Annotated in this window: 17 protein-coding genes and 1 tRNA gene; 12 read left to right on the forward strand and 6 right to left on the reverse strand. The window is 65.0% G+C overall.

The window, feature by feature from the left end; genetic code table 11:
* Nucleotides 1–10 precede the first annotated feature (10 nt).
* The 7 genes from NMG10_RS08430 (at nucleotide 11) to csrA (ending at nucleotide 5,443) form a co-directional block, all read left to right on the forward strand.
* The gene (locus NMG10_RS08430; protein WP_203652307.1) at nucleotides 11–181 is read left to right on the forward strand and encodes a hypothetical protein; all 171 of its coding nucleotides are present in this window, start codon (nucleotides 11–13) and stop codon (nucleotides 179–181) included.
* 34 nt (nucleotides 182–215) lie between these two features.
* Nucleotides 216–1,280, forward strand: coding sequence for a nitronate monooxygenase family protein (locus tag NMG10_RS08435; RefSeq protein ID WP_203652306.1), 1,065 nt, complete (start codon nucleotides 216–218; stop codon nucleotides 1,278–1,280).
* 103 nt (nucleotides 1,281–1,383) lie between these two features.
* Complete coding sequence (gene modA / locus NMG10_RS08440) at nucleotides 1,384–2,142, forward strand: molybdate ABC transporter substrate-binding protein (RefSeq protein ID WP_203652305.1); 759 nt, start codon at nucleotides 1,384–1,386, stop codon at nucleotides 2,140–2,142.
* A complete protein-coding gene (gene modB, locus NMG10_RS08445; protein ID WP_203652304.1) occupies nucleotides 2,142–2,822 on the forward strand; it encodes a molybdate ABC transporter permease subunit in 681 nt (226 codons plus the stop codon). The genes modA and modB overlap by 1 nt, the downstream gene beginning before the upstream one ends.
* A 1-nt stretch (nucleotide 2,823) precedes the next feature.
* Nucleotides 2,824–3,915, forward strand: a complete 1,092-nt coding sequence (modC, locus tag NMG10_RS08450; RefSeq protein ID WP_232855604.1) for a molybdenum ABC transporter ATP-binding protein — start codon at nucleotides 2,824–2,826, stop codon at nucleotides 3,913–3,915.
* A 58-nt stretch (nucleotides 3,916–3,973) separates the two neighbouring features.
* Nucleotides 3,974–4,996 carry a DNA topoisomerase IB gene (locus tag NMG10_RS08455; RefSeq protein WP_254464163.1) on the forward strand — a complete coding sequence of 341 codons (1,023 nt, stop codon included), beginning with the start codon at nucleotides 3,974–3,976 and terminating at the stop codon, nucleotides 4,994–4,996.
* Nucleotides 4,997–5,248: 252 nt separating this feature from the next.
* Nucleotides 5,249–5,443, forward strand: a complete 195-nt coding sequence (csrA, locus tag NMG10_RS08460) for a carbon storage regulator CsrA (RefSeq protein WP_023628788.1) — start codon at nucleotides 5,249–5,251, stop codon at nucleotides 5,441–5,443.
* 75 nt (nucleotides 5,444–5,518) lie between these two features.
* Here csrA and NMG10_RS08465 read toward each other — a convergent pair whose 3' ends face one another.
* The 4 genes from NMG10_RS08465 to NMG10_RS08480 form a co-directional block, all read right to left on the reverse strand.
* A complete protein-coding gene (locus NMG10_RS08465; RefSeq protein WP_254464164.1) occupies nucleotides 5,519–5,878 on the reverse strand; it encodes a response regulator in 360 nt (119 codons plus the stop codon).
* 4 nt (nucleotides 5,879–5,882) lie between these two features.
* On the reverse strand, nucleotides 5,883–7,328 hold the full coding sequence (locus tag NMG10_RS08470; protein ID WP_203652300.1) for an ATPase domain-containing protein: 1,446 nt from the start codon (nucleotides 7,326–7,328) through the stop codon (nucleotides 5,883–5,885).
* 6 nt (nucleotides 7,329–7,334) lie between these two features.
* Nucleotides 7,335–8,495, reverse strand: a complete 1,161-nt coding sequence (locus tag NMG10_RS08475; protein WP_203652299.1) for a nitrogen regulation protein NR(II) — start codon at nucleotides 8,493–8,495, stop codon at nucleotides 7,335–7,337.
* Between the two features lie 80 nt (nucleotides 8,496–8,575).
* A complete protein-coding gene (locus NMG10_RS08480; protein ID WP_203652298.1) occupies nucleotides 8,576–8,860 on the reverse strand; it encodes a hypothetical protein in 285 nt (94 codons plus the stop codon).
* Nucleotides 8,861–8,962: 102 nt separating this feature from the next.
* Between NMG10_RS08480 and NMG10_RS08485 the strand changes: the two genes are divergently transcribed.
* From NMG10_RS08485 to NMG10_RS08495, 3 genes are all read left to right on the forward strand, one after another.
* On the forward strand, nucleotides 8,963–9,175 hold the full coding sequence (locus tag NMG10_RS08485) for a hypothetical protein (RefSeq protein ID WP_203652297.1): 213 nt from the start codon (nucleotides 8,963–8,965) through the stop codon (nucleotides 9,173–9,175).
* A gap of 93 nt (nucleotides 9,176–9,268) precedes the next feature.
* Nucleotides 9,269–9,353: transfer RNA gene (locus NMG10_RS08490), tRNA-Leu, on the forward strand.
* A gap of 105 nt (nucleotides 9,354–9,458) precedes the next feature.
* On the forward strand, nucleotides 9,459–9,872 hold the full coding sequence (locus NMG10_RS08495) for a DoxX family protein (RefSeq protein WP_028692439.1): 414 nt from the start codon (nucleotides 9,459–9,461) through the stop codon (nucleotides 9,870–9,872).
* Nucleotides 9,873–9,889: 17 nt separating this feature from the next.
* On the opposite strand, the gene NMG10_RS08500 is transcribed toward NMG10_RS08495, so the two are convergent.
* Nucleotides 9,890–10,078 carry a hypothetical protein gene (locus NMG10_RS08500; RefSeq protein ID WP_050706261.1) on the reverse strand — a complete coding sequence of 63 codons (189 nt, stop codon included), beginning with the start codon at nucleotides 10,076–10,078 and terminating at the stop codon, nucleotides 9,890–9,892.
* A 240-nt stretch (nucleotides 10,079–10,318) separates the two neighbouring features.
* On the opposite strand from NMG10_RS08500, the gene NMG10_RS08505 reads away from it, so the two are divergent.
* Nucleotides 10,319–10,993, forward strand: a complete 675-nt coding sequence (locus tag NMG10_RS08505) for a polysaccharide lyase family 7 protein (protein ID WP_254464165.1) — start codon at nucleotides 10,319–10,321, stop codon at nucleotides 10,991–10,993.
* A 296-nt stretch (nucleotides 10,994–11,289) separates the two neighbouring features.
* Here NMG10_RS08505 and NMG10_RS08510 read toward each other — a convergent pair whose 3' ends face one another.
* On the reverse strand, nucleotides 11,290–11,727 hold the full coding sequence (locus NMG10_RS08510) for an anti-virulence regulator CigR family protein (RefSeq protein ID WP_254464166.1): 438 nt from the start codon (nucleotides 11,725–11,727) through the stop codon (nucleotides 11,290–11,292).
* 184 nt (nucleotides 11,728–11,911) lie between these two features.
* Between NMG10_RS08510 and NMG10_RS08515 the strand changes: the two genes are divergently transcribed.
* Nucleotides 11,912–12,268, forward strand: coding sequence for a hypothetical protein (locus NMG10_RS08515; protein WP_203652295.1), 357 nt, complete (start codon nucleotides 11,912–11,914; stop codon nucleotides 12,266–12,268).
* Nucleotides 12,269–12,273 lie beyond the last annotated feature (5 nt).

A 12,273-nucleotide genomic window follows, 5' to 3' on the forward strand; every position in this document is an offset into this window, starting at 1 on the left:
GGATAGCCGCATGACCCAGACCATCAAGTACGTGATCAAGTACAAGCTCGACGGTGAACGCCGCTGGGACTTCGCCCTGATGCCCGATGCCTCCCTCGAGCAGGCGCAGCAAGCCCTGCGCAAGATCCACGGCGACGACGCCGACAAGATCAGCGACATTCAGGTCAGCAAGGCCTTGTAACCACGCCGCACGCCCCGCACTCAAGGAGTCGCCCATGAGCCCCTGGCAAGACCGCCGCATCCTCGACCTGCTGGGTATCGAGTTGCCCATTCTCCAGGCGCCCATGGCCGGCGCCAGCGGTTCGGCCATGGCCATTGCCGTGGGCAACGCCGGTGGCCTGGGCGCCCTGCCCTGCGCCATGCTCACCGCCGAACAGGTGCGCGGCGAGATCGAGGCCTTTCGTGCCGCCTGCCAGGGCCCGCTCAACCTGAACTTCTTCTGTCACCAGCCGCCGGCGCCCGACCCCGAGCGCGACGCCCGCTGGAAGCAGGCGCTCAAGCCCTATTACGAGGAAGTCGGCGCGGACTTCGAGGCGCCAACGCCGGTGTCCAATCGTGCGCCCTTCGACGAACAGAGCTGCCGGCTGGTGGAGGAACTGCGCCCAGAGGTGATCAGCTTCCACTTCGGTCTGCCGACGCCCGAGCTGCTGCGGCGAGTCAAGGCGAGCGGGGCCAAGGTGCTGTCCAGCGCCACCACGGTGGAGGAAGCACTGTGGCTGGAGCAGCACGGCTGCGACGCGATCATCGCCATGGGCTACGAGGCCGGCGGCCATCGCGGCATGTTCCTCGGCAGCGACATCACCAGCCAGATCGGTACCTTCGCCCTGGTGCCCCAGGTGGTCGATGCGGTGCAGGTGCCGGTGATCGCGGCGGGCGGTGTCGGCGATCATCGCGGTCTGGTCGCCGCCCTGGCCCTGGGCGCTTCGGCGGTACAGGTGGGCACCGCCTACCTGTTCTGCCCCGAGGCCAAGGTGTCCCCGGCGCACCGTCACGCCCTGGACAGCGCGCCCGCCAGCGATACCGCCCTGACCAACCTGTTCACCGGTCGTCCGGCCCGCGGCATCAACAACCGCCTGATGCGCGAACTGGGGCCGATGAGTCCCCTCGCCCCACGCTTCCCGCTGGCCGGCGGCGCGCTGATGCCACTGCGGGCGATCACCGATCCACAGGGCAACGCCGACTTCAGCAACCTGTGGTCGGGACAGGCGCTGCGCCTCGGGCGGCATATGCCGGCGGGCGACCTGACTCGGGCCATTGCCGGGCAGACAACAAAAAGCTGACCCATAGATCAGGAAATATTCGGACACCCTCTTCCCGACGGATGGCGTATCGCTATATAGTTCAAGCCATAACGATAACCCGCCGTCCCTAGGAGCCGTTTGCATGCGTATTCGCCTGTCCCACCTGGCCTTCAGTGCCCTGGCCACCCTGATCACCGTCAATGCCGCCCAGGCCGATGAAGTCCAGGTCGCTGTAGCGGCCAACTTTACAGCGCCGATCCAGGCCATCGCCAAGGACTTCGAAAAGGACACCGGCCACAAGCTGGTCGCCGCCTACGGCGCCACCGGCCAGTTCTACGCACAGATCAAGAACGGCGCACCGTTCGAAGTGTTCCTCGCCGCCGACGACAGCACCCCTGCCAAGCTCGAGCAGGAAAAAGAGATCGTCGCGGGCTCGCGCTTCACCTACGCCATCGGCACCCTGGCGCTGTGGTCGGCCAAGCCGGGCTACGTCGACGCCAAGGGCGAAGTGCTGAAGAAGAACGAATACAAGCACCTGTCCATCGCCAACCCCAAGGCCGCTCCCTACGGCCTGGCCGCCACCCAGGTGCTGGACAAGCTGAAGCTGACCGAGGCCACCAAGGCGAAGATCGTCGAAGGCCAGAACATCACCCAAGCCTTCCAGTTCGTGTCCACCGGCAATGCCGAGCTGGGCTTCGTCGCCCTGTCGCAGATCTACAAGGACGGCAAGGTCAGCGAAGGCTCCGCCTGGATCGTGCCCGCCGAGTTGCATGAGCCGATCCGCCAGGACGCGGTGATCCTCAACAAAGGCAAGGACAACCCGGCCGCCAAGGCCCTGGTCGACTACCTCAAGGGTCCTAAGGCCGCCGCGGTGATCAAGTCCTACGGCTATGAGCTCTGATGCCGCTCGACGCCAGTGACCTGGGCGCGATCTGGCTGACCATCAAGCTGGCCAGCCTGACCACCGCCATCCTCCTGGTGCTGGGCACGCCCATCGCCTGGTGGCTGGCGCGCACCCGCTCCTGGCTGCGCGGGCCGATCGGCGCGGTGGTGGCCCTGCCCCTGGTGCTGCCACCGACGGTGATCGGCTTCTACCTGCTGTTGGCCCTTGGCCCTCATGGCTGGATCGGCCAGGCCACCCAGGCCATGGGCCTGGGCAGCGTGGTGTTCAGCTTCACCGGGCTGGTGATCGGCTCGGTGGTGTACTCCATGCCCTTCGTGGTGCAGCCGTTGCAGAATGCCTTCGGTGCCATCGGCCAGCGCCCGCTGGAGGTGGCCGCCACCCTGCGCGCCAGCCCCTGGGACACCTTCATCCACGTGGTGCTGCCACTGGCGCGCCCCGGCTTCGTCACCGCCAGCATCCTCGGCTTCGCCCACACCGTGGGCGAGTTCGGCGTGGTGCTGATGATCGGCGGCAATATTCCCGACAAGACCCGCGTGGTCTCGGTGCAGATCTTCGATCACGTCGAGGCCATGGAATACAGCCAGGCGCACTGGCTGGCCGGGGCCATGCTGGTATTCTCGTTCCTGGTGCTGCTGATGCTCTATGCAGGCCGCCGTGGCAAGGCTGGCTGGAGCTGACATGAGTGCATCGATACAGGCGCGCCTGAAACTGGCGCGCGACGACTTCACCCTGGACGTCGACCTGAACCTGCCCGGACGCGGCATCAGCGCCCTGTTCGGCCATTCCGGCTCGGGCAAGACCTCGTGCCTGCGCTGCCTGGCCGGCCTGGAGCGAGCCACCAGCGCCTACATCGAGGTCAATGGCGAGGTCTGGGAGGACAGCGCACGCGGGCATTTCACCCCGCCGCACCAACGCCCGGTCGGCTACGTGTTCCAGGAAGCCAGCCTGTTCCCGCACCTGTCGGTGCGCGGCAACCTCGAGTTCGGCTGGCGCCGCATCGCCCCCGAGGCGCGCAAGATCAGCCAGGAACAGGCCTGCCAGCTGCTGGGCATCGGCCACCTGCTGGCGCGCAAGCCGGCGACCCTGTCCGGTGGCGAGGCGCAGCGGGTCGGCATCGCCCGGGCCCTGCTCAGCAGCCCACGGCTGTTGCTGATGGACGAACCGCTGGCCGCGCTCGACAGCGCGCGCAAGCGCGAGATCCTGCCGTACCTGGAGCGCCTGCACGACGAACTGGATATCCCGCTGATCTACGTCAGCCATGCCCAGGACGAAGTGGCGCGCCTGGCCGACCACCTGGTCCTGCTCGAACAGGGCAAGGCCGTGGCCAGCGGGCCGATCGGCCAGACCCTGGCGCGCCTCGACCTGCCCCTGGCCCAGGGCGAAGATGCCGGCGTGGTGCTCGAAGGCGTGGTGGTGGGCCACGACCCGCATTACCAGCTGTTCGAACTGCGCCTGCCCGGCGGTGACGGCCAGTGCTTGCGCATCGCCCACCCCGGGCTGCACATGGGCAGCACCCTGCGCCTCAAGGTACAAGCCCGGGATGTCAGCCTGGCACTGACCGCAGACAGCGCCTCGAGCATCCTCAACCGCCTGCCGGTGCGGGTCCGCGAGTGCCGCCCGGCGGACAACCCGGCCCATGTGCTGGTCAGCCTGGATGCCGCCGGCAACGCCCTGCTGGCGCGCATCACCCGCTATTCGGCGGACCAGCTCGCGGTGCAGCCGGGCCAGATGCTGTGGGCGCAGATCAAGTCGGTGGCGCTGCTGGGTTGAGCAATGCAGCAACGGACGCTGTCCATTGCAGCAACAGTGCCCTTGATGGACCGCGCCCATGTCCGACTGCCCGCTGCCTGCCGCCCTGCACTACGTCGATGACAGCCAGCCCGGCCTGACCCGGCGGCGCTGGCGCGATGGTTTTCAGTATTTCGACGCCGGCAACCAGCGGGTACGCGATACCGACACCCTGGCGCGCATCGCCGCCCTGGTGATCCCGCCGGCCTACACCGATGTATGGATCTGCGCCGACCCGCAGGGGCACCTGCAGGCCACCGGACGGGATGCCCGGGGGCGCAAGCAGTACCGCTACCACGCGCAATGGCGCGAGCTGCGCGACCAGCACAAGTACGGACGCATGCTGGCCTTCGCCGAAACGCTGCCAAGGCTGCGCAAGCAACTGGACAGGTACCTTGCCTGCCCGGGGCTGGGCCGGGAGAAGGTCATGGCGCTGGTGATCAGCCTGCTCGACAGCACGCTGATCCGCATCGGCAACCGCCAGTACCTGCGTGACAACCGCTCCTACGGGCTGACCACGCTCAATACCCGCCATGTGCAGGTCAAGGGCAGCCGAATCCGCTTCCAGTTCCGCGGCAAGCGCGGGGTCGAGCACAACGTCACCCTGACCGACCGGCGTCTGGCCGGGCTGGTCAAGCGCTGCATGGAGCTGCCCGGCCAGGCCTTGTTCCAGTATCTGGACGACCAGGGCCAGCGCCATGGCATCGGCTCGACCGAGGTCAACCAGTTCCTCCAGCAACTGACCGGCGCCGATTTCACCGCCAAGGACTACCGCACCTGGGCCGGCAGCAGCCTGGCCCTGAGCCTGCTACGGCCACTGGACTGGAAGCCGGATAGCGAAGCGCGGCGCCAGGTCGCCGACACCGTCCGCCAGGTGGCGGCGCGCCTGGGCAACACACCCGCGGTGTGCCGGCGCTGCTACATCCATCCCGCGGTTCTCGAACACTTCCAGCTCGGACGCCTGGCGGACCTGCCCCGCGCACGGGCGCGCAAGGGCCTGGAACTCGAGGAAGTGTCGCTGCTGCGCTTCCTCCAGGCCCTGCAGGGCCAGAACGATCATTGAGCCCCACTATTTAGTTCATCGAGCAGAGAAATTTCCCATATGGCGCCAAGCACCCTATCCTTGCCACCGAGCACCTTGGCCAGTGGAATGCGTAGCACCCCCACTGGCACCTGCAACTAAAGATCGATAACAGAATTTGTCTGTCGGGGAATTACTATCCGCCGAAAGCGTCTTTAATGAGAAGGAAGAGGGACAGGCTCCCACCGCAGACCATCAGGCTCGGCGGTTTTCTACATCACCAAGGAGAACTACATGCTGATACTCACACGCAAGGTTGGCGAAAGCATCGTCATCGACGACGACATCAAAGTCACCATTCTGGGCGTCAAGGGGATGCAGGTGAGGATCGGTATCGATGCGCCGAAGGATGTCCAGGTGCACCGTGAAGAGATCTACAAGCGGATCCAGGCCGGCAGCCCGGCGCCGGAAAAGAGCAACGACGAGTAATCCCAAGCCAACGCATCATGCCGCACGGATGCGCCTGATCGATTGCCCGCCCATGCGGGGAGCCTCTCCCGAACCTCAGGTGCCGAGCAGCTCGCGCACCGTGGCGATCATTCGGTCCATGTCGAATGGCTTGTCGAACACCGCCGCGAACCTTCCGGGGCAGACCAGACCCTGGCTGGCCTGGGCGCCGCTCATGAGAATCACCGGCAAGTCCGCCAGCTGCAGTTCTTCACGAATTGCGTTGAGCAATTCCTCGCCATTGAGCACCGGCATCATGTAGTCGGTGATCACCAGGTCCACGCGCTTTTCTGTCAGGGCCTCCAGGGCCTTGCGCCCATTGCTGGCCTTTTCCACCAGATAGCCCTCGTCCTCCAGGGCGAACCCCAGGATATCGGCGATCAGGTACTCGTCGTCGACGATCAGGATGCTGTTCATCCCATCAGCGGTCTCCTGGCGTTGTCGCCGAGCCACTGAGCACGCCGCTGGCGCCATCGAACGCCCGCGCCAGGCTGATGCCCTTCGGTCCCAGGCTCAACGCCTGCAGGGCCGGATCGTGGTCGCTGTCGCGCACCTTGATGATCGACAGGGCACGGTGCAGTTGTGCATCAAGCTCGGCGAAGCGCATGAGAATCAGGTTGTCGACGATGCTAGACAGGTCCGGGGCCGGCGCGGTGATTTCCGAACCGAAGATGTCGCGCATCTCCCAGGTCAGCAGCACCGTGACGCCGCGGGCGCGCAGCTCGCCGGTCAGCGCGCGGAAGAACGCGTTCAGGCGGGCAGGCTCCAGCGCCAGGCGGCCGAAGGCGCCCAGGCTGTCGATCACCACGCGCCGCGCACCCAATGCCTCGACCTGCGCCAGCAGACGGGCGCCGAGCTGGTCCAGCAGGCCTTCGGTGGTCGGCTGCCAGCTCAGTTGCACCGCCCCCTCGCGCTCCAGCGCCGGCAGCTCAAAGCCCAGTGCAGAAGCCTTCAAGCGCAGCCGCGCCGGCGTCTCGTAGAAACCGAAATGCAGGCCCGGCGCGGCCTTCGTCGAAGCGGCGAGAAACGCGATGCCCAAGGCCGTCTTGCCCACACCGGAGGGTCCCATCAGCAGGCTCACCGAGGCCTCGGCCAGCCCGCCACCGAGCATGCCGTCCAGGTCGGCGACCCCGGTGGCGACCCGCGCCAGGGTTTGCGCATCCTGCTGGCTGGGCCGACTGTAGAGCGCTTCGAGGCGCGGATAGACCTGCAACCCCGACTCATCGATCTGGCATTCGTGGCGCCCGGATAGCGCGCTGCTGCCGCGGGTCTTGCGCAGCTGGACATGCCGCACCGCGGTACTGCCGACCAGGTGCTCGCCCAGCTCGATCACACCATCGACCATGGTGTGCTCGGGGCTGCCCTCCTCCAGCCTGGCACTGGTCAGCAACAGCACCGTGCAACCGGCGAACGCCGCATGCCCCTGCAGCTCGGAGACGAACTTCTTGGTGTCCAGGCTGGTTTCCGCCCGCGAGCGGGCGTTGAGCAGGCCATCGACGACCAGCAAGGTGGCCTGCTGCCGGGCAATCTCCTGGCGCAACAGCCTGACCACCGCATCCAGGCCATCCTGCTCCAGGGTGTCGAAGGCGCTGACGAACTGGATGCTGTCACCGACCAGCGCCGGGTCGAAGAAACTCAGCGTCGACAGGTACTGGAACAGGCGCTCATGGGACTCGCTGAGCAGGGTCGCCACCAGCACCCGGCCACCGTCGCGCACATGGTTGCAGGCCAGCTGGTTGGCGAGGATGGTCTTGCCCGAGCCCGGGTGCCCCTGGACGATGTAGGAGGCGCCGACCACCAGCCCGCCCTTGAGCAGCGCATCGAGCCCTTCGATGCCGGTGGCCAGTCGCTTGAGTTGCTCGACCATGGTCGTCTATCCCTCGCTCGCAGGCGTATCGTCGCCCGTTCGGGCGGGCAGGTACAGGCTCATGCAGGTGCCTTCGCCAGGGCGGCTGGACACGCTGATCGCGCCCTCACTCTGGCGGGCGAAACCATAGGCCTGGCTCAGCCCAAGGCCGGTGCCCTTGCCGAAGGCCTTGGTGGTGAAGAACGGCTCGAAGATGCGCGGCAACACCTGAGGGTCGATGCCCTGCCCGTCATCACGCACATCGAAGCGCACGAAGTGCCCATGCAGCCCCTCCACCTCGCCGGCCAGGCGAACCCTTTCGACTGCCAGGTGGATCTGCCCGGTCGCCGCGATGGCGTCGCGGGCGTTGAACACCAGGTTGAGCAGGACCATCTGCAACTGCCCGGCGTCCACCTCGATCAGCGGCAGGTCCGGCTGCACCTGCGGCAGCAGTTCGATGTCCCTGGGCAGCGCGTGCTCCGCCAGCCCGCAGGTGGTGTCGACCATCTGGGCCGGGGCGATGCGGGTGATGCTCAGTTGCCGATGCCGGGCAAAACTGAGCAGTTGCTGGGTCAGTTGGGTACCGCGCTCGCCGGCATCAAGAATATGCTCGAGCAGGCGTCGTACCCGTGCCGGGTCCTGGCTGCCAGAGGCCAGCCGGGCAGAGCTGAGGATGATGGTCAGCAGATTGTTGAAGTCATGGGCCAGGCCGCCGGTCAACTGCCCCAGGGCCTCGAGCTTCTGCGCCTGGAACAGCTGCGCACGCATGGCGTCCAGTTGCAGGGCGGACTCGCGGCGGTCGGTGATGTCGCGGGTGACCTTGGCCAGGCCGATGACCTCGCCAGTTTCGTCACGGATCACATCCAGCGCCGCCAGCGCCCAGAACTGCGTACCGTCCTTGCGCACGCGCCAGCCCTCGTCCTGCACCTTGCCCTCTTCCAAGGCCTGGTGCAGCAGCTGTTGCGGACGGCCTTCGGCACGGTCCTGGTCAGTAAAGAACAACGAGAAATGCCGGCCGATCACCTCGTCGGCGCGATAACCCTTGATCCGCTGCGCACCCGCGTTCCACGACACCACATGGCCGGTCGGATCGAGCATGTAGATGGCGTAGTCCACCACTGCCTGGACCAACTGCTCGTAGCGCGCTTCGGGCATCACCGAATGGGTGGGGCGGTCTGTCGACACCATGCAAGCTCCACAAGCACCGCGAAAGGACATATTGAGCGTAGTCAAAAGTCCCGCCGACACAGCCCTTCAGGCGACGATCGTCAGTGCTCGCGCTCCACCACCGTCGGCACCAGCCGGCGCGGCATCGCCACCTTCAACAGCCACAACCCCAGCAGCAGGATCGACGCCCCGCCGCCCAATGCCAGCACGCGCTGTGGTTCTGGGTGCTCCTGATCGAGCCCGAGCATCAGCAGGTAGCCGCCCAGGCTCATGAAACCGGCGTACAAGAATGCCGCCAGCAGGCAGACAAGCAGGAACAGCAGACGCCAGAACAGCTTCGGGCGCACACGCCGGATTGCCTCTGGGTCGGGGGAACGCGATGACATGGCGATACAACCCGTTGGATCCAATGCCTGGACAGTGGCGTAATGGCGGCATCCTGTCAATTGACCTATAGTGGCCGCGCACCGATTTCACAAGGAAGCGACATGACTTCGAACCTTCGCATGCAAGGGCTGCAGGACGACCTGGTGCGCAGCGCCGGCGAACTCGACCAACTGTGCCAGGCCCTGGACGGCCATGCGCGGTTCCTGCGCCATTCGATCCACCAGGCCGATGCCCAGGCCATGGACGGGCATGTCGATGACCTGCACCACTCGGCCTGCGAGATGCGTGAAATCGCCCGTAGCATCAGGCCCTGAACCCTGTGGCCGGTTGACGCTCCTATAACAATGGGTTATAAAGCGCGCCTGATTGCCTTGGCCCTGCTGCTATGAAGCATGCCGGTCAATCGTGCGAGTGTGGTGGAATTGGTATACACAGCAGACTTAAAATCTGTCGGCGTGAGCCTTGCGGGTTCGAGTCCCGCCACTCGCACCATCTTCTGTCGATCGAGGCGCCCTTGCGGCGCCTTTTTCATGCCCGCCGGAAAACCGCCGCGCAGCTGCTAGAGTGGAACCTGTCACTGTCCACTGGAGCGCCGCCATGCGCTATAGCTTGCTCGACGGTCAACGCGACGTCATCCTGCTGCTCGCCCGCATCCTGCTGATGATCCTGTTCGTGCTCTCTGGCTGGAGCAAACTGAGCGGTTTCGAAGGCACGGTCGGCTACATGACCTCTCTCGGCGCGCCCGCGCCCATGCTGGCGGCGGCCGTTGCCGTGATCATGGAGCTGCTGGTCGGCATCCTGCTGATCCTGGGCTTCTACACCCGTCCGCTGGCCCTGCTGTTCGCCCTGTTCGTGCTGGGCACCGCGCTGCTCGGGCACCCGTTCTGGAACATGGTCGAGCCCGAGCGCAGCGCCAACATGACCCAGTTCCTGAAGAACCTCGCCATTGTCGGCGGGTTGCTGCTGCTGGCCCTCACCGGCGCCGGGCGCTTCTCCCTTGACCGTCGCTGAACGCGACTGCGGTGATTTCAATCATCGCAGTCGTCGTGCCAGGCCGGATGGTCATCTTCATCATCGAAGTCGTCGAGTGACTCTTCGTCCTCCTCGACTTCGTCCAGCGCCCCGTAGGCGTCCGCCTCGGGGTCGAAGTCTTCGTGGAATTCAGGGTCGAGCAGATGGTCGTGCTCGGGTTCGGGCAGATCGTCTTCGTCGTGCATCGCAGGCTCCGGTAACAACGGCACGCCTGTATAGGCGCATCGACGCGGGCGGTCAATCCTCGCGGCGCTTAACCCCGGCTTAACCGACAAGGCGCATGGTGCAGGCTCTCCCTTCAAAAACGTTCTTTGCCCGCCGCCCTGGCGGGCTTTTTTTGCCCGGCCCTCCCCCGCACCACTGAACCGCCCGTCATTTCAGCGCTCGCATGGTTGCAGGATCTTTTTCACCAAGGAGCTTTCCCCATGGCCGTGAACATCGACCAACTGATCATTACCACCCCGGTGCCCAAATCCGCTACCAACCCTGTGGCCCTGGAGGTCACCGGCGCCCAGGCCCTCGCCAGCCTGCCCCAGGTTGTGAGCCGGCTGAGCAGTGGCGCAGTGCGCATGACCGCCCCGACCAAGGGCGCATCGAGCAAGAGTACCCATCGAACCCGCTGCGAGTGGAAGGAGGCCACCTATTGGGCCATGAGCAGCGCCAGCCGACATTTCAGCCACCAGCGCATGGTGCTGGAGCAGGTCAACTCGGCACAGAAGGTGGTGATCGCGCAGCTGCATGTGAAAGACGACGACAGCCCGGCGATCAAGGTGTTCTGGAACAAGGGCAAGATCACCCTCGGCTTTCGCCGGGACTTCAACCAGGCGACGCCGACCAACAGCACCCTCCTCGTCGATGTACCCCTGGGCACGCCCTTCGACATCACCCTCGAAGTCACTGCGGCCAGGGTCGCGACGGTGACCGCTGCCTGCAACGGCCGCAGCGGCGACTCCGGCCTGCTGCAGATGACCTCGGGCTGGCGGGACCACACCTTCAACTTCCATGGCGGTGTCTACAACCAGGTGGACTTCAGCGATGACACCCCGTCCACGGATGCGTCTGTCTGCGTGATCAGCCAGCTGGAGCTGCTGCACCGTTAGAGGCTCGGGAGCCGTTGCCGGGGAACGTTCGCCGGACTTATGAAAAACTCAGTAACGTTTACTGCACGATTACCCGGATGGCCTTCACGAAATTCTGACAAACGCCCAGGCAGACTGACCTGGCTTCGATACGTTCTGTTCAACCCGCCTTTTTGGCGGGTTTTCTTTTTTGCGCTTTCCGTACAAACCAGAGCGCGCCAATTGACAACTTTTTCACCTCTGCCGTGCCAAGGTAATGACTCATCCGTGAAACACTTGGCCCGCCCTCCCCAGCGGGCCTTTTCTTTGCCTGCGCGCTAGTCGAAAGCGCCGTTGAGTACTTCGTAGATCACCCCCGTGGCGACTGCCACCAGAATCAGGTCGACACCCGCCTGCATCCATTCATAACCGTCATAACGCGGCAGTTGGCCCAGCAACCGGCCATCGAGCTTCTTGGCGATGCCTGGGGGCAACGGCTTGCCACGCGCCAGGTTCTTCTGGATGCCGGGAGGCAATGCAGGCCCCGGGCTCCAGTAGTCGCGGTGCCCACCCAGGATACCGAGCACATCGCCCCGGTCGATCACGGGACCGCCATGACCGCCATCGTGCTTGCCCGCCCCTTGGTTGCCATGGTTCTGCTGGGATTGCCCCTTGCCGTGCCCCTTGCCATTACCCGGGTCGGCGAAGGATATGCAGGGCACCAGTACCAGTGCGATGGATGTCAGTGTGGCAATGACTGTGCGGCGTTTGCTCATCGCTGCTTGCCTCTGAAGATTGGGGTCTGTGCAATCCTAGACCATGACAACGACATGGGGCTTCGCCATGACCCTGCTTGAGCAATCAGGCCTATCGGCACCACGGCGGGCGCGCATATTACCGTTGCGACTTGGTAAAGTGGCATCCAGCCGGTATTGAAGGACCACAGGTCAAAGGAACGACATGCTGAAACTGCTCACCGACATAGCCTTCCTGTGCGCGGGGCTATTGCTACTGATCGCCCTCTTCTGGGCATGCACCTTCGAGCGCAATCGCTGGCGCGCAGCCTTCGAAGCAGACTTCACGACCAGGCTGGGCAACCTGGGTATCGACGGCTATGAACTGGTGGTCGACAACGTCACGCTGCCAACCCCCCATAGAGCTGCCGATGTGTACCGGATCTTCCACGATCTGAAGGGCAACTATTTTCTTTACATCAAGAACGGCTACGCCGCGGGAGCACTCAAGCCCTTGACCAGCGAGCGGGCGCTGCAGGCCGCGAAAATGAGTGGATACCCCTGCAAAGGTCCGCAGGTCTAGAGGGC

Source organism: Pseudomonas sp. DVZ6 (genome assembly GCF_024259445.1).
Lineage (GTDB): Bacteria > Pseudomonadota > Gammaproteobacteria > Pseudomonadales > Pseudomonadaceae > Aquipseudomonas > Aquipseudomonas peradeniyensis.